This is a genomic window from Sphingomonas sp. TDK1 (assembly GCF_001650735.1).
Lineage (GTDB): Bacteria > Pseudomonadota > Alphaproteobacteria > Sphingomonadales > Sphingomonadaceae > Sphingomonas.
Map to the genome: position 1 here is coordinate 194,111 of NZ_LXVY01000005.1, position 16,236 is coordinate 210,346.

12 protein-coding genes are annotated in these 16,236 nt (G+C 68.6%); 5 read left to right on the top strand and 7 right to left on the bottom strand.

Going from position 1 to position 16,236, the window contains the following annotated elements:
* Positions 1 to 9 precede the first annotated feature (9 nt).
* Both A7X12_RS06595 and A7X12_RS06600 read right to left on the bottom strand, forming a co-directional pair.
* Positions 10 to 873 carry an aldose 1-epimerase family protein gene (locus A7X12_RS06595; RefSeq protein WP_064310851.1) on the bottom strand — a complete coding sequence of 288 codons (864 nt, stop codon included), beginning with the start codon at positions 871 to 873 and terminating at the stop codon, positions 10 to 12.
* Between the two features lie 59 nt (positions 874 to 932).
* The gene (locus A7X12_RS06600; protein WP_064310852.1) at positions 933 to 3,038 is read right to left on the bottom strand and encodes a S8 family peptidase; all 2,106 of its coding nucleotides are present in this window, start codon (positions 3,036 to 3,038) and stop codon (positions 933 to 935) included.
* Positions 3,039 to 3,517: 479 nt separating this feature from the next.
* Between A7X12_RS06600 and A7X12_RS06610 the strand changes: the two genes are divergently transcribed.
* From A7X12_RS06610 to A7X12_RS25900, 4 genes are all read left to right on the top strand, one after another.
* Positions 3,518 to 4,180: a pyrimidine 5'-nucleotidase gene (locus A7X12_RS06610; RefSeq protein ID WP_064310854.1), complete on the top strand. Its 663-nt coding sequence runs from the start codon at positions 3,518 to 3,520 to the stop codon at positions 4,178 to 4,180.
* A gap of 1 nt (position 4,181) precedes the next feature.
* The gene (dapD, locus tag A7X12_RS06615) at positions 4,182 to 5,000 is read left to right on the top strand and encodes a 2,3,4,5-tetrahydropyridine-2,6-dicarboxylate N-succinyltransferase (RefSeq protein WP_064310855.1); all 819 of its coding nucleotides are present in this window, start codon (positions 4,182 to 4,184) and stop codon (positions 4,998 to 5,000) included.
* Between the two features lie 150 nt (positions 5,001 to 5,150).
* A complete protein-coding gene (locus A7X12_RS06620; RefSeq protein ID WP_064310856.1) occupies positions 5,151 to 5,960 on the top strand; it encodes a hypothetical protein in 810 nt (269 codons plus the stop codon).
* 157 nt (positions 5,961 to 6,117) lie between these two features.
* Complete coding sequence (locus tag A7X12_RS25900; RefSeq protein ID WP_198161929.1) at positions 6,118 to 6,273, top strand: hypothetical protein; 156 nt, start codon at positions 6,118 to 6,120, stop codon at positions 6,271 to 6,273.
* Positions 6,274 to 6,283: 10 nt separating this feature from the next.
* On the opposite strand, the gene A7X12_RS06625 is transcribed toward A7X12_RS25900, so the two are convergent.
* The 5 genes from A7X12_RS06625 to A7X12_RS06645 all read right to left on the bottom strand — a co-directional run bounded on the left by A7X12_RS06625 (position 6,284) and on the right by A7X12_RS06645 (position 12,642).
* The gene (locus A7X12_RS06625; RefSeq protein WP_064310857.1) at positions 6,284 to 6,637 is read right to left on the bottom strand and encodes a hypothetical protein; all 354 of its coding nucleotides are present in this window, start codon (positions 6,635 to 6,637) and stop codon (positions 6,284 to 6,286) included.
* A 154-nt stretch (positions 6,638 to 6,791) separates the two neighbouring features.
* Positions 6,792 to 7,829, bottom strand: coding sequence for an aldose epimerase family protein (locus A7X12_RS06630; RefSeq protein ID WP_064310858.1), 1,038 nt, complete (start codon positions 7,827 to 7,829; stop codon positions 6,792 to 6,794).
* On the bottom strand, positions 7,826 to 10,279 hold the full coding sequence (locus A7X12_RS06635) for a glycoside hydrolase family 3 protein (RefSeq protein ID WP_064310859.1): 2,454 nt from the start codon (positions 10,277 to 10,279) through the stop codon (positions 7,826 to 7,828). The genes A7X12_RS06630 and A7X12_RS06635 overlap by 4 nt, the downstream gene beginning before the upstream one ends.
* An 83-nt stretch (positions 10,280 to 10,362) precedes the next feature.
* Complete coding sequence (locus A7X12_RS06640; protein WP_064310860.1) at positions 10,363 to 11,256, bottom strand: ROK family protein; 894 nt, start codon at positions 11,254 to 11,256, stop codon at positions 10,363 to 10,365.
* Between the two features lie 171 nt (positions 11,257 to 11,427).
* The gene (locus A7X12_RS06645) at positions 11,428 to 12,642 is read right to left on the bottom strand and encodes an ROK family transcriptional regulator (protein ID WP_064310861.1); all 1,215 of its coding nucleotides are present in this window, start codon (positions 12,640 to 12,642) and stop codon (positions 11,428 to 11,430) included.
* A 170-nt stretch (positions 12,643 to 12,812) separates the two neighbouring features.
* On the opposite strand from A7X12_RS06645, the gene A7X12_RS06650 reads away from it, so the two are divergent.
* On the top strand, positions 12,813 to 16,235 hold the full coding sequence (locus tag A7X12_RS06650) for a glycosyl hydrolase 2 galactose-binding domain-containing protein (protein ID WP_232318385.1): 3,423 nt from the start codon (positions 12,813 to 12,815) through the stop codon (positions 16,233 to 16,235).
* Position 16,236 lies beyond the last annotated feature (1 nt).

Genomic DNA, 16,236 nt, shown 5'->3' on the forward strand with positions numbered 1-16,236 from the left:
AACGCAGACTCAATCCAGAAGCGTGACATCCATCCCGAAGCGCCGCGTCTCGCCGGGCGCCAGCCGCTGGATCCCGGGCTTGTCCCAGATCTCGCCGTCGAAGCCCGCCGGATCCGCGATGCCCCACCAGGGCTCGACGCAGACGAAGCGCGCGCCGGGCTTGGTCCAGATGCCGAGCAGGCCGGTATCGGGGAAGCGGATGCGCAGCTGCGGCCCGTCTTCCGCGCCGTACAGCAAGCCGCGGCTGGCGAGCTGGTCCCAGATCAATGCATCGGCGGTGAACAAGTCGTCGGACAGCGGCAGCGTCTGCCCCACTACCGGGCTGGTCCGGCGATCCGGGGCGATGCCGCCCTCGCCGATGTAGCGGAGCGACGAAAACTCCGGCTCGTCGAACAGGATGCGGTGGTCGCCACGCGGACGCCCATAGGGCAGGGGCCAGGCAAAGGCGGGGTGGAAGCCGAAGCTGGCGGGCATGTCGTGGGTGTCGCGGTTGGTCACCGCGATCTCGATCCACAAGGTCGCGTCGTCCAGCCGGTAGGTGGCATCGAGCGTGAAGGCGAAGGGATAGACCGCGCGCGTCTCCGCATCGTCCTCCAGGCGAAAGGTCACGCGGTCGGCGCCTTGCTCGGCCAGCGCGAAGTCCCGGCGGCGGGCGAAGCCGTGCTGCGGCAGGCTGTAATCGCGGCCGTCCAGCCGGTAGCGATCGGCCACCAACCGCCCGACGATCGGGAACAGGAGCGGCGCCCGCCCCGACCAGAAGGCGGGATCCGCATCCGTCATCAGCTCACGCCCGGCGGGATCGCGCAGCGACGATAGTTCGGCGCCGTGCGGGTTGATCGCGGCGGTAAGCCGCGCGCTTGCGATTTCGATCATGCCGTCTCCCCTGGCTGCGGACCCGCGATACAGCTGCGGCGCGGCCAGGGAAAGCGCCGTCAGAACCCCCGGCTCCAGCGCACCGCCCCGCCCAGGTCGCTGGGCATCGCGGCGATATTGCCGGGCTGGCGGCGCAGGAAGAAATTGCTGCTCACATCGCCATCGGCGAACCGCCAGCGATAGCGGAGTTCATAATCGATCTCGCGGCCGACCGGCGCGAGGTTGATCCGCTGGTCGCTCCAGCGGGTCACGCTCATGGTTTCATAGTCCCAGCCCTGCGGCAGGGTGAGGCCGATGCCGCCATGCGCGACGCGCAGCGGCTGGGCGATACGCAGGCCGAGCGAGTCGGGGCCGAACAGCCCGTCCTTGCCGAGGTCCGCCGCCCAGGCATTGGTGCGGATCAGGCCGCCGCCCCGTATGCCTTCGCGCAGGCGCACGTCGGTCCAGCCCTTGCGCAGCGATCCGCCGAGCGCCCAGCCGTCGCCCAGCGTCCAGCGCACGCCCAGATCGGCGAACAGGCTGCGCGCGCGCGCCGCGCCGAGGCCGGCGCTGAACCGCGCGCCCAGCACGGTGTTGTCCTCCGACAGTCGGGTCACCCCCAGGCTGGCGTTGAGGCCGCCCAGGCGCCGGTCGATCGCGAGCGTGCTGCGGCCATAGCCGAAGCGCAGCCAGCGCGCCTCCAGCCCGGCGACACCGTCGGCGCGGCGGCTGAGCACGTCGCCCACTTCGCTCGCCATCGTCAGCCCCCAGCCGCCGAAGCTGCGGCGCACCGCCGCCGATCCGCCGACATCGGTTTCGAAACCCGCACCGCTCAACGGATCGCGCGCGATGAGGAAGGCGGGATCGTCGCGCCCGGCCAGCTGCGCGGTCAGGACGTTGCCGCTCTGCGAAGCGCCGAAGGCGAACTGCGCCTTCGACCCCAGCCGGCCGCTCACCGTCGTCGCCAGCATCCGCGCAACCCCGGCGTCGCGGGTGGTGATGCCCAGCCGTTCGATCCGCACGGAATCGGCCGTGGGAACGAGCGATACCGCGACCCGCATCTGATCCCCACCGACTGAAAAGCTGCGCTCGCGCGTGGCCATCAGGGTCGGCAGGTTGCGCGACAGGCCCTGGCGCTGGAAAGCGTGGTTGATCGTGGTGCCGAAGGCGCGGCCGAAGGAATCGAGTACCGCCATTCCCAGTGCGCCCTGGCTGGCATCGCCCATCGGCGCGCTCAGCGTGCCGTTGAGCGTCGGCGACAGCACCGCCTTGGTGCCGGCGACCGAGAGCGTCCCCACCGGCTGGAAGGCGCGGGTAAGGTCCAGCACACCGCGGCCATAAATGGGGTCGACACCGGGATCGCCCACGTCGCGCGCGGTGGCGTAGAGAAGATCGACGATCTGCTTGCTGGTCAGGTTCGGAAACGCCTGGGCGAGCAGCGCGATCGCCCCCGCGATCTGCGGCGCGGAGAAAGAGGTGCCGGACCAGACATAGGCGGTGTTGTTCGCCCCCGGCGCGCGCACCCCCTCACCGACGGCGGCAAGATAGACCGCGGCCGAAGTCCCGGCCTGGTTGGAGAATTTGGAAATCTTGTCGCTCGAATCGACCGATCCCGCGATGATGACCAGTCCGCGGGCGATCGCCGCGTTCATGGCCGGACTGGTGAAGGCGTCCGGATTGGCCGCACCGTCATTGCCGGCCGAGATCACGATGATCACGCCCGCCGCCGTGGCGCGGTCGACCGCCGCCGCAAGCGTGCTCGACGCCGAATCGCCACCGAGCGAGATGTTCACCACCCGGGCGCCGGCCTGTCGGGCACGGTCGAGCCCCTGGGCGATCGTGCTGTCCGAGAATTTGCAGCTGCTGGTATCGGTGCCGTTGCAGCTGCCCGGCTGATCGGCGCGTTCGACTACCAGTTGCGCGTCGAACGCGACGCCGTGGGTGCCGACATCGTTGCGCCGACCGGCGATGGTGAAGGCCACCGCGGTGCCGTGCCCGCCCACATCGTCGATCGAGCCGTTACCGCCGGGGTCGCTCGACGCGGCGAGGATCCGGCAGGTGCCGGTGCCCGGGCCGCCGCTGCAATCGCCGAACTCGGCGCTCTGCAGGTCGATTCCCGAATCGATGACGCCGACCTTGATGCCGCTGCCCGTCGAGCCCGCCTTATAGGCGAGGAGCGCGTTCATCGACACCGCGCCGACCGTGTTTCGATACTCCGTCGTGTCATAGTTGGTCGTGACGGTCGGGCTTGGGCTCGGGCTGGGGCTCGGTGCCGGCGAAGCGGTGGGCGCTGGCGTCGGAGTCGGGGTGGGAGCCGGAGTGGGGGTCGGAGACGGGCTCGGCGAGGGGGAGGGTGCGGGCGCGGGGCTTGGCGACGGCGACGGCGACGGCGATGGTACCGGCGCAGGCGCAGGGGCGGGCGCCGGTGCAGGCGTGCTCGACACGCCGCCGCCCCCGCCGCCGCTGCACGCCCCAAGTGCCACCAGGCCGCCCATCGCCGCCGAGTGCATCCAACCAACGCGCAACGCCACCCGCATACCCACCTCGCTACAGAGATGTTTCCGTTACGTCGGGATTGGTTTCGGTTCTGTTTACTAGAGGTTGGGGAAAGCCCCACCCGGTCCGCGCTTGCGGCGGGAGGGACCACCTCCTACAGGCCGCGGCGATGGACGCTTCGCTCTCGCATATCCGCAACTGGATCTTCGATCTCGACAACACGCTCTATCCGGCGAGCGCCAATCTGTTCGCCATGATCGACGCGCGTATCGGGGAATATGTCCAGCGCCTGCTCCACTGCTCGCCGGAAGAGGCGCACAAGGTGCAGAAGGCCTATTTCCACGCGCACGGCGCCACGTTGTACGGCCTGATCCAGGAACACGGCACCGATCCGCACGACTATCTGGATTATGTCCACGACGTCGACATGAGCGTGCTGGAGACGAACGAAGCGCTGGTCGAGGCGCTGGCGCGGCTCCCCGGCCGCAAGCTGATCTTCACCAACGGCGATGCGCCCTATGCCCGCAAGGTGCTCGACAAGCTGGGGATGGGCGACACGTTCGAGGCGATCCACGACATCCACGCCACCAGCTATCGCCCCAAGCCGGAACCCGCGGCGTATCGCGGCCTGTGCGACGCCTATGGCCTGAATCCACGCGAATCGCTGTTCGTAGAGGACATGGCGCGCAATCTGGGTCCGGCCAAGGCGATCGGCATGACCACCGTCTGGATCGACAACGGCTCGGAACAGGCGCCGGACGCCGATCGCAGCTTTATCGACTATACCATCACCGATCTCGGAGCCTGGCTCCACAGCATCTTGGAGAGCTGACATGACCGATCTCGCCGCGACGATCGACGCCGCCTGGGAAGACCGCGCCAATCTGAGCTTCGCCACCGAAGGCGCAGTACGCGAGGCCGTCGCCGAAGCGCTGAACCTGCTCGATCGCGGCGAAGCCCGCGTCGCCGCGCCGGTGGACGGCGGCTGGCAGGTGAACCAGTGGCTGAAAAAGGCGGTGCTGCTCAGCTTCCGCCTCAACGACAATGTCGTCGTCCCCGGCCCCGAAGGCACCGCCTGGTTCGACAAGGTGCCCTCCAAGTTCACCGGCTGGGGCGAGGCCGCGTTCCGCGACGCCGGCTTCCGCGCGGTGCCGGGCAGCATCGTCCGCCACGGCGCGCACATCGCCAAGGGTGCGGTGCTGATGCCGAGCTTCGTCAATATCGGCGCCTATGTCGGCGAAGGTACGATGGTCGATACCTGGACCACCGTCGGCAGCTGCGCGCAGATCGGCAGGAACGTCCACCTCTCGGGCGGCGTCGGCATCGGCGGCGTGCTGGAGCCGTTGCAGGCCGATCCCGTCATCATCGGCGACGGCGCGTTCATCGGTGCGCGCTCGGAGGTAGCCGAAGGCGTGCGCGTCGGCGAGGGCGCGGTGCTGTCGATGGGCGTCTATCTCGGCGCCTCGACCAAGATCGTCGATCGCGCGACCGGCCAGGTCTATCGCGGCGAGGTCCCGCCATACGCCGTGGTGGTGCCCGGCACGCTGCCCGCCGAGAATGGCAAGCCCGGCCTCTATTGCGCCGTGATCGTCAAGACGGTCGACGCCCAGACCCGCAGCAAGACCGGCATCAACGAGTTGCTGCGCGACTGATTGTTACGGATGTCGTTACACATCGCGGCGGGAATGCGGAATGCCGACACCATTTCGCCCCAATCCCGCCGCGTCCCCTCCGGCGTATAGCGACCGCCGGCACGGAGCTCGAATCCCCGGCTTTGCCTTGTCCTGAGTGTTCCGCGCACCATGTCGTCCACCTCCTCCGCCTTACCCGTGCGCCGGCTGCGCGTCTCGCTGCGGGGGCGCACCGTCGCCATTCTGCTGGCGCTGGCGATCGAGCTGCTGATCGCGCTGCTGCTGCTGTGGATGGCGCCGCACGTCGAACCGAAGGAAAAGCCCAAGACCGTCGTGTTCGGGATCGAGGCATCCGAAGGCGACAAGGCGCCGGCCGAGAAGGACGCAGCGAAAGCACCGGAAAAGGCCCGCAAGCGCGCCGGTGAGAAGGCGGCGGCCCCGCAGCCCACGCCACCGACCGCGGCGCTGCCCCCGCCCCCGGTCGTGCCGCCCGTATCCAGCGGCCCGCCGAGCTTCATCGTGATGAGCCGTCGCGATTATGCGGCGACCGATATCGCCAAGGCGCCGGCCGCGCAGTCCGGTGACCAGGGCAACACCCAGACCGCCGACGCCGGCGGCGGCAGCGGCGCCGACGATACCCCCCGCGCCGGCACCGGTCCGCATGGCGAGACGCTCTATGCCGCCGACTGGTATCGCCGGCCGACCGACGCGCAGCTCTCCCCCTATCTGCCGCAGCGCGCGCTGGGTCGCGAAGGCTGGGGCGAAGTCGCGTGCCGCACCATCGAACGCTATCAGGTGACCGATTGCCAGGAGCTCGGCGAGTTCCCGCGCGGCTCGGGCTATGCCGGTGCGGTACGCCAGGCCGCCTTCCAGTTCCGCGTAAAGGCGCCACGCGTGAACAGCCGGCTTCTGGTTGGCAGCTGGGTGCGCATTCGAATCACCTATTCGCAGCGCAGCGGCGACGGCGGCGACGCGGACTGACGCCTGGTACTTGCGGCCGGCATCGGGGCACCCTAGATCCGCCATTGTACGGATACATACCGTACATCGTATGGGTTTTGTTTGCCGTTGATATGTGCAAGGGCATCGCCGACTAGCCAGAGCGGTCGACGCCGGCACAGCGGGTCAGGTGGTAGCGATGATTTGGGTTCCGATTCTTTTGGGCACGTTCAAGCTCGCCGTGTTCGGCACGGGCATGTTCTTCGCGATCAAGTGGCACTACGACCAGGGCAAGAAGCAGAAGGAAGAAGAGGCGCGCGCCGCCGCCGAGGAAGCGCTGGAAGACGCGGAATAACGCGCGGGCGTCAGCCTGCCGAAGGTTCCTCCGGCGCCAGGCGCGCCAGCCAGGCCTGTGCCTGCTTGGGCTCACCGACCGCCGATGGGCCCACCGGGCCGCGCGCGGCGAGGAATTCCTGCTGAAGCGCGAAAGGCGGCAGGCCGAGCCGATCGCGCGCGGCGTCGATTTCCTCGCCCAGCTCGGCCAGGTGATCGAGCGTCGGGCGGATGGCGGCGCGGGCGTGCCGATCCTTCTGGTGGTCGAACAGACCCCATTTGCCCGCCGCGGTGCGCTCCAGCGCCTCGATCAGCGCGGCACGATATTCCGCCTCGAGTTCGATGCGCCGGGTGTCGAGCCGTTCGAGGCGATCCGCTTTTGCCATGTGGCGGCTGTATCGGGGACAGGCGGAGGGGGCAACCGCGCTACCTAAGCCCCTCCCCTTCAGGGGAGGGGTTGGGGTGGGGCAGTGTCTCACCGAGACCGACAGACGTTCTGGAATCCCTCCACCCCCAACCCCTCCTCCAAGGAGGAGGGGCTTAGAGAGGGAACGCCTCTTCCGCGTCCCCAGCCGTCCGGAACCGGAACGCCATGCTGTGGCGATACGTCTCCCCCGCCTCCACCCGCGCCGAGGGGAAGCCCGGCTGGTTGGGGCTGTCGGGGAATTTCTGCGGCTCCAGGCACAGCCCACCGCGCGTCGGATACACGCCGCCGCCGGTCCCCGGGGCGCCATCGGCGAGATGGTTGCCCGAATAGAACTGCACGCCCGGCTCGGTGGAATGGACTTCCAGCACGCGACCGGAGCCCGGATCGAACAGCGTCGCGATGCGGCGCTCGAAGCCCGCAGGACCGTCGAGCACGAAATTATGGTCGTAGCCCTGCCCGAGCACGAGTTGCGCGTCGGCGGCATCGACGTCGCGACCGATCGGCTTCGGCGCGCGGAAGTCGAACGCGCCGCCCTCCACGGGGGCCAGCACGCCGGTCGGGATCAGCGCCTCGTTCACCGGCGTGATCGCGCCCGCCGGGATCTGCAGCAGATGGTCGAGCACCGTCGCCCCGCTGCCCTCGCCCGCGAGGTTGAAATAGGCATGCTGGGTAAGGTTGACGATCGTCGCCCGGTCCGCCGTGGCGGTGAAGCGCACCGCCAGCCCGTCTTCCTCCAGCGCATATTCCACCCGCGCGACCAGATCGCCGGGAAAGCCGTTCCAGCCATGCGGTGTGTCGAGCCGGAAGGTGACCGCGCTGTCGCTGCGCGCCTCCACCGTCCAGATTTGCCGGTCGAACCCATCGGGACCCGAGTGCAGGCTGTTACCGTTCTCGTTGGTGGTCAGCTGGAAGGTCTCGCCGTCCAGCGTGAAACGCCCGCCCGCGATGCGATTGGCATAGCGCCCCGCCACCGCGCCATAATAACGCGGCGGCTGGCGGCGATAGTCCTCGAGGTCGGCATAGCCGAGCACGACATTGTCCGCCCGGCCGTGCCGGTCGGGCACCTCCAGCCGGTGGAGCGTCGCGCCCAGGGTGAGGAACTGCGCGCGGAATGCCCCCCGCGCGATGTCGACGACCTCGATCCCGCTCATTGGCCCGGGCAGACCGAGTTGTTGGGATCGGAGACGATCTTCGCCTCGGCCAGCGAGAGCGTGAAGGGCCCGTTCGCCTGCAACACGATCGGCGCGTTTACCTTGGTCACGTCGACTCCGTTCTTCTGATAGCATTTCAGCAGCAGGTTGACCGTCTGCCAGCCGCGCTTGCCGGTGAACAGGCTGGTCGCATCGATCGTTCCCGTGTTCTTGCCGCCTTCCATCGACAGCCGCACCGGACCGGTCGGGCCGGCATCGACGCGGTAGACCAGCCGCAGCGAAAGATCGCCATTGGTCTCGCGGCTGAGATCCAGGTCGCTGCCGCCGATGCGCAGTGTCGCCGGACCGGCAGGCCAGGTGAGCTGCTGCGCGCCTTCCTGGGTGGCCGGGCCGTCGACGGTCTTGCGGGTGATCTTGCTGTCGGTCGCGAAGGAGAAGGGCGCCGGGGTGACGCCCTTGGCGAAGAAGGTGCTGGTGTTGGCCAGCGACGCATCGACGCCCGAGACTTCGCTGAGCGCACCCACCGTGCCCGGCTTGGCGTAGCTGAGCCCGTAGCCGAAGGCGAAGAGCGGGTCATAGCCCGGCTCCCCACGGTTGAGCGTGAACTGGCCGGCGGTCTTGGGCCAGCTGAAGGACAGCGTGCCGGTGAAGTCGCGGCGCGGCTTGCCGGCCTGGTCGCCGATCAGCACGTCGGCCACGCCCGCGCCTTCGCTGCCCGGCAGCCAGGCGGCGACGAACGCGTCCGAGGCGTTGAGCTCCGGATTCACCCAGAGCGGGCGGCCCGACAGGAACACCGAGACGACCGGCACGCCCGCCGCCTTGAACTTCTTGAGCAACGCCAGCGCCTGCTTGTCGCCCGGCTGGAATTCCAGCGTGCGCACGTCGCCGCGCATCTCGGCATAGGGCTCCTCGCCGAACACGACGATCGCCACGTCGGGCTTCTTGGTGAAGCTGCCGTCGGCGGAGAGCGTCGCGCTGCCGCCGCCGGCCTTCACCGCCGCCTGAATGCCCGCGAAGATCGTCTCGCCGTTGGGGAACATGGTGTTCGGGTTGCCGTCGCCCTGCCAGCTGAGCGTCCAGCCGCCGGTCTGCTGCGCCATCGAATCGGCACCCGGCCCGGCGACCAGCACGTTGGCGCTCGCCTTGACCGGCAGCACGCCGCTGTTCTTGAGCAGCACCAGCGACTTGGCCACCGCCTCGCGGGCAATCGCGCGATGCGCGGCCGCTCCGACCAGCTCGGCCTTGCTCTCATAGGGCCGCGCGGTGTTGAACAGGCCCATCTGCACCTTCACGCGCAGGATGCGGCGCACCGCATCGTCGACGCGCGCCATCGGGATCGTGCCGTCCTTCACATGCGCGATGGTCGATTCGTACAGGCCTTTCCAGCTGTCCGGCGCCATTGCCATGTCCAGCCCGGCGTTGAAGGTCGCGGCGCAATCGGTGGGGGTGCAGCCCGGCACCTGGGCATGACCGTTCCAGTCACCGACGACGAAGCCGTCAAAGCCCATCCTCCCCTTCAGTACGTCGGTGAGCAGCGCCTTGTTGCCGTGCATCTTCACGCCGTTCCAGCTGCTGAACGACGCCATCACGGTCATCGTGCCGGCATCGATCGCGCCCGGATAGCCGGCATTGTGGATGCGGATCAGTTCGTCTTCGGAGACGCGGGTATCGCCCTGGTCCTGCCCGCCGAACGTGCCGCCGTCGCCGAGGAAATGCTTGGCCGAGGCCGCGACATAGCCCTTCTGGAGCCGATCCTTGGTGCCCGGTGCGCCCTGCAGGCCGCGGATCATCGCGCCGGCATAGCTGCGAATGACCTCGGGCTCCTCCGAATAGCCTTCATAGGCGCGGCCCCAGCGCTCGTCCTGCGGCACCGCGAGCGTCGGCCCGAACGCCCAGTCGATGCCGACCGAGCTGGTTTCCTCGGCGGTGGCGCGGCCGATCTTCTCCATCAGCGCAGGATCGCGCATCGCGCCCAGGCCGACATTGTGCGGGAAGAGCGTCGCACCGACGACATTGTTGTTGCCGTGGACCGCATCGATGCCGAACATGATCGGGATCGCGACATGGTTGCCCTTGCGGGCGAGCGCCGCCTTCTGGAACGCCTGCGCGGTCGCGAGCCAGGGCCCGCGGGGCGAGCGATCGGGTGCGCCGAGCGGCGGCGAGCTGCCACCCGCGAGGATCGAGCCGAGCGGATAGACCGCCAGATCGTCCGGCTTGATGCTGCCGATATCGGCCTGGATCATCTGGCCGACCTTTTCCTCCAGCGTCATCTTCGCCATCAGGTCGGTGACGAACGTCTCGGTGGCCGGATCGATCAGGCCCTGGCTCCGGGCCGCCGGCCACTTGTCGGGATGCGCGGTTCCGGACAACGCTGTCGGCGCCTGCTGCGCGCATGCCGGCGCGGCGGCGAGAATGGTGGTGGCCAATAGCAGCTTCAGGCCTGCGGGCATGGATCTCTCTCCCCTGGGTTGTTGGGGAGAGGCGATACCGCAGGACCGGCGCCCAAGTCCATGCGCCGGCCGAACTTTGCGCGCTAGTTTCCCTGTGCGCGCAACGCCATCGCGATCGGCCCCATCGGTCCCGCCTGGTCACCCAGTGCGGGGGAGACGATATACGGCGCGGGCGGCACCGCCAGATAGCCGGCGATGCTGTCGCGCAGCAGCGGGTCGATCCGGCCGAGCAGATGCGGCTGGCGCTGCATCACCCCGCCGCCGATCGCGATCCGCTGGGGCCCGGCGGTGGCGACCATGGTGTGGCAGAGGAGCGCGATCGCCGAGGCAACGCGGTCCCATACCGCATGATCCTCGCCCACGCTGTCGACCGGCTGGTCGCCCAGCGCCGCACGGATGCCGGTGCCCGAGGCGAGGCCCTCGATGCAGTCGTCATGGAAGGGGCAGCCGCTCGGCGCGGTGTCGGTGGGCAGGCGCGGCACGCGGATATGGCCCATCTCGCAATGGCCGATGCCGCGGGTCGGCTTGCCGTTGATCACCAGCCCGACGCCGACACCGGTGCCCACGGTCACATAGGCGAAGTCGCTGAGGCCCTGCCCCGCGCCCCAGCGCATCTCCGCCAGCGCTGCGCCGTTGACGTCGGTGTCGAACGCCATCGGCACCGGGAAGGGCGCGGCCAGGCGGCGGGCGACATCCGTACCGCTCCAGCCAGGCTTGGAGGTGGTCAGGATATGGCCGAAACGATCATTCGCGGGGTCGAGGCACACCGGACCGAAGCTCGCGATGCCGAGCGCTGCGAAGCCGTGCGTCGCCCACCAGCCCGCCAGCACCGCTTCCAGCGCCGCGAGCGTCTTTTCGGGTGCCTCGGTGGGCACGATGTCCTGCGCGAGGATGTCGCCCGGGCCGCGGGCGAGGGTGAGGATGCACTTGGTGCCGCCCAGTTCAATACCGGCGACGGGGAGGGCCGCGGTCGACATCAGCGGAACATGCCCCGACCGGCCTGCTTGCCCATGCGATCGATCGCCAACGCCATCTCTCTCCCCCTCGACCGGCAGCGGCCCGGCCGTTTCACCAACATCATCGCCTTCCTCTGCCGCGCGCGAGCGTCGGGCACAAGATTAAAGTTATTCAGTTGATTTAATGATGGGTCAAGCCGTGGCGGCCGCGCCGTCAGCGGTGTCTTTCCACAGCGCGCTGCTCTTGGGCAGCAGGAAATAGCTGAACGGCAGGATGGCCGCGCCGACCGCGGGGGCGTCGGCGGAAAGCTGCGCGCGGGCGATTGGTGCCAGCGCGGGGGCATTGTCGCCCTGCTCGGCGACCAGCGCATTGGCCCGTTCCGCCAGACGATCGACATGGCGGCGCGGCAACCGGCCGCCGATCAGCACCGTCTCGGGATTGATCAGGCAGTTCACCGCCAGCAGCGGCGCGACCAGCAACCGTGCCGCTTCCTCGATCCAGGCGTCGACCACCGCTTCGAGCTTCGGGTCGTCGCCGTCGCACGTCAGCATGTCCTGCACGCTATAGCCCGCCGCCTCCAGCGGCGCGGCAAGGCCGGACAGGGACACATGCGACTGGATCTGCCGCACCACGCCGTCGGAGTCGCGGTAGGTGAGGAATCCCAGTTCGCCGCTGCGCCCGGTGGCGCCGCGGAAGTAATTGCTGTCGATCACCAGACCACCGCCCAGCGCCGAGGAAATCAGGATGTAGAAGAAGCTCGAATGCTGGAGGCCGAGCCCCAGCTGCAGCTCGCCCATCGCGGCGGCGGCGGCGTCGTTCTCGACGAACACCGGCACGTCCAGCGGCCAGGCCAGCAGCTCGGCAAGATCGGTCTGCTCCCAGCGACGATACGCATCGGGCTTGCCGGGCAGCTCGATCAGCCCCAGGTCGTCCGGCGTCGCAACGCCCAGCCCCACGATGCGGCTCGCATCGACCTGGGCCGAGGCGATCAGCATCTCCACTTCGGCATGATAGAATTCGGCCACCTGCTCCGGCAGCGCGAAGTCGATCTCGCGCGATACCCGCGCGACGGTTTCGCCGAGGAAGTCGACCAGCACCAGCGTCACATGGTCGCGATCGATATTCAGCCCCAGCGAATAGCAGGCCTGCGGATTGATGATCAGATTGGTCGGCGGCTGGCCTCGTCCGCCGAACCGCCGCCCCGCCTCGCGGATCAGGCCGTCGGCAAGCAGCCGCTTGGTGATGTTCGCGATCGCCGCCGCGGTCAGCCCGGTGATCCGCGCCAGATCGACCCGGGTCAGCGATCCGTTGGCGCGGATGGCATGCAGCGTAACGCGCTGATTGTGATCCGCAGCGCGTTCCAGATTGGTCCCGGAAAGGCGGATTGGAGGGCGACCGCTACTCATGTTGATTGCGATAACAGTCGATTTGCGGCCAGGGTGCAAGCGTGGAACCGTTCTCGCCGGTTGAATTGCGAAACTTGGTGAATAAAAACCTAGCCGTGACCGTTCCACGGAATGCGACACCCGCGCCGCCGCGTTGGCGGGCACGGCAGCCTCTTGGGGGAAGAAGATCGATGCGCAGTTTCACCCGCGCGATGCTCGCCGGTGCCGCAATGCTGGCGATGACCGCCGTCCAGGCGGCCGAACCAGACAATGCCGGGCCGTACAATGCCAGCTTCCTTGCCGGGGGCATCGGCATCGACCGGCCGCTGAGCGGGGCGGACGCGCTGCTCCGGTCCGGCGCGCCGGTGACCTTGTCCGCCTGGGTGAAGCCCGATCTCGTCCAGCAGGGCGTCGTAACCCTGATCGCGTTCGGCGATCCGACGGGCGATTGCCGCTGCCTCGGCCTGCGCAACGGCACGCTGCACTTCTTCGGCAGCGGCACGGCGGTGAACAGCACGCCCAAGCTCGCGGCCGGTCGCTGGGCGCATGTCGCCGCGGTGATCGAGGGGGGCCGGGTGCGGCTCTATCTCGACGGCAAGCAGGTCGGGGAAGGCGCGCTCAACGGCTCGGCGGTCGCCTCCCGCCTCGCCCTCGCGCCGGTCACGCCGGGCCAGCCGCATTTCGGCGGATCGCTGGTCCAGGCGCAGCTGCGCGGCGTCGCGCTGGGTGTGACCGAAGTGCAGGGCGAGGCCGCCGCCCCGCCCGCCTTCGACCTCGTCCAGATGTGGCAGGTCGGTGTCGGCTGGAACCTGCAAAAGACTGCCAATATCGGCATGACGCGCCAGCAGGACCCCTGGACGCTGCCGCAGAGCGACACCGCCTATTCGCCCCCGGTCGCGAAGCCGGTGCCGGTGCTGCCGAGCCTCGCCCCCACCGGCCCCTCGCGCTGGCAGATCAACGGCTGGCAGCTCGCCGCCGCCCCCGGCGTCCCCGCCGACGGCAGCACATTGTCCAGGCCCGGCCAGCCCGAAGGCACCTGGCATGCCGCCGTCGTGCCCGGCACGGTGCTGACCACGCTGGTGGATCGCGGCATCTATCCCGATCCCTATTACGGGCTGAACAACCTCAAGATTCCCGAAAGCCTCGCGCGGCAGGACTATTGGTATCGCACCAGCTTCACCGTCCCAGCCGAAGCGGCCGGCAAGCGGCTGACCCTGGTGTTCGGCGGCATCAACTATGCCTCCGAAGTGTGGGTCAACGGCCAGCGCCAGGGGGAGACGCGCGGCGCCTTCATCCGCGGCCAGTTCGAGATCACGCCCGCCGCCGGCGAGAACGTCGTCGCGGTGCGCGTATCGCCGCCGCCGCATCCCGGCATCCCGCACGAACAGTCGATCAAGGCCGGCGTCGGCGAGAATGGCGGCCAGCTCGCGATCGACGGCCCCACTTTCGTCGCGACCGAGGGCTGGGACTGGATCCCCGGCATCCGTGATCGCAACACCGGCATCTGGCGCCCGGTCGAGCTGGTCGCGACCGGCGACGTCAAGATCGGCGACCCGCATGTCGTGACCGACCTGCCGCTGCCGCGCACCGACAGCGCCGACGTCTACATCACCGTGCCGTTCGAGAACCGCGCCGCGACCGCCCAGCCGGTGACGATCCGCGCCGCGTTCGACGATGTGATCGTGGAAAAGACCGTCACCGCCCAGCCCGGAAAGGGCGAGGTCCGGTTCACGCCCGCCGAGTTCCGCCAGCTGACCGTGCGCAACCCCAGGCTGTGGTGGCCGAACGGCTATGGCGACCCGGCGCTGCACGACCTCAAGATCGACCTTGCGGCCGGCGGCCAGCCGAGCGACACGCGCGCACTCCGCTTCGGCATCCGCGAGGTGAGCTACGACCTGTCGCTGTTCGATCATCTCGGCCAGCTGCGTCGCGTCAACGTGCAGACCACCGATGGCGGCCTGGCCGGCCAGCAGCTGATCGACGTGCGCCACGAAGCACTCAAGCGCAGCCCCACCGGCTGGGCCGAGTCCCTCACCCTTGCCGGCGAGACCTCCAAGGCGGTCACCGCGATCCCCGACGAGACGCTGCCCGAGCCGCATCTCGTGCTGCGCGTCAACGGCGTGAAGATCGCCGCGCGCGGCGGCAACTGGGGCATGGACGATGCGATGAAGCAGGTCAGCCGCGAGCGGCTCGCCCCCTATTTCCGCCTCCAGCGCGAGGCGCACATGAACATCATCCGCAACTGGATGGGCAACAACGACGAAGAGGAGTTCTTCCAGCTCGCCGACGAGAACGGCATGATGGTGCTCAACGATTTCTGGCAGTCGACCCAGAATTTCCAGGTCGAGCCGGACGACGCGACGCTGTTCCTCGACAATGCCCGCGACGTGGTGGCGCGCTATCGCAACCATCCCTCCATCGTCGTCTGGTTCGGCCGCAACGAGGGCGTGCCGTACCCCACGCTCAACGAGGGCCTGGACAAGCTGATCCGCGAACTCGATGGCACGCGCTGGTACACCGGCAGCTCGAACGAGGTGAACCTGCAGGGTTCGGGCCCCTATAACTACCGCAAGCCAGAGGGCTATTTCACCGATCTCGCCACCGGCTTCTCGGTCGAGACGGGCACGCCGTCGCTCTCGACGCTCGAGTCCGTGGGAGCGACGGTGCCCGCCAAGGATCGCTGGCCGCTGTCGGACACGCTCGCCTATCACGACTGGCATTTCGGCGGGAACGGCGACAGCAAGACGTTCATGGCTGCGCTCAACACCATGTTCGGCCAGCCGCTGAGCTTCGAGGATTTCGAGCGCAAGGCGCAGATGATGAACCTCGAAACGCACAAGGCGATGTATGAGGGGTTCCTGGGGCACCTCTGGACCAAGAACAGCGGCCGCCTGCTCTGGATGACCCACCCGGCCTGGCCATCGAACAGCTGGCAGATCTACAGCTGGGACTATGACACCCAGGCTTCCTATTACGGCGCCAAGACCGCAGCCGAGCCGGTGCACATCCAGCTCAACCTGCCGGACAACCAGCTGGTGGTGCTCAACACCACCCGCGACGATTTGCGGGGGCTCACTGCCAAGACCCGCGTCGTCAGCCTCGACAATGTCCAGCTGTTCGCGCGCACCGACAAGGTCGACGCGCGCGCCAACCGCGTCACCACGCTCGACGACGTGCCGCTGGACCGGCTCTATGCCGCAAGCCCGATGCTGCTCGTCGAGCTGACGCTGACCGACGCAAAGGGCACTCCGCTCTCGCGCAACTTCTACTGGCGCGGCCGCGACGACACCGCCTACCGCGCGCTGGAGAGCCTCGCCTCGGTGCCGCTGGAGGTGCAGGCAAGCACGCCCAAGGTCGACGGCGAGGACAAGGTGATTGCGGTCACCGTTTCGAACAAGAGCACGGTGCCGGTACTGAACGCCAAGCTCACCCTGGTCGATGCCGAGGGCAAGCGCATCCTGCCGGCCTTCTACAGCGACAATTACGTCTCGCTGCTGCCGGGCCAGCACCGCGTGTTGAACGTGCGCTATCCGGCGAGCGTGACGGCGGCGGCGCACCTCGCGGTGCGGGGGTGGAACGTCAACGCCGCCAATGTCGCGGCGACGGGGAAGTAAC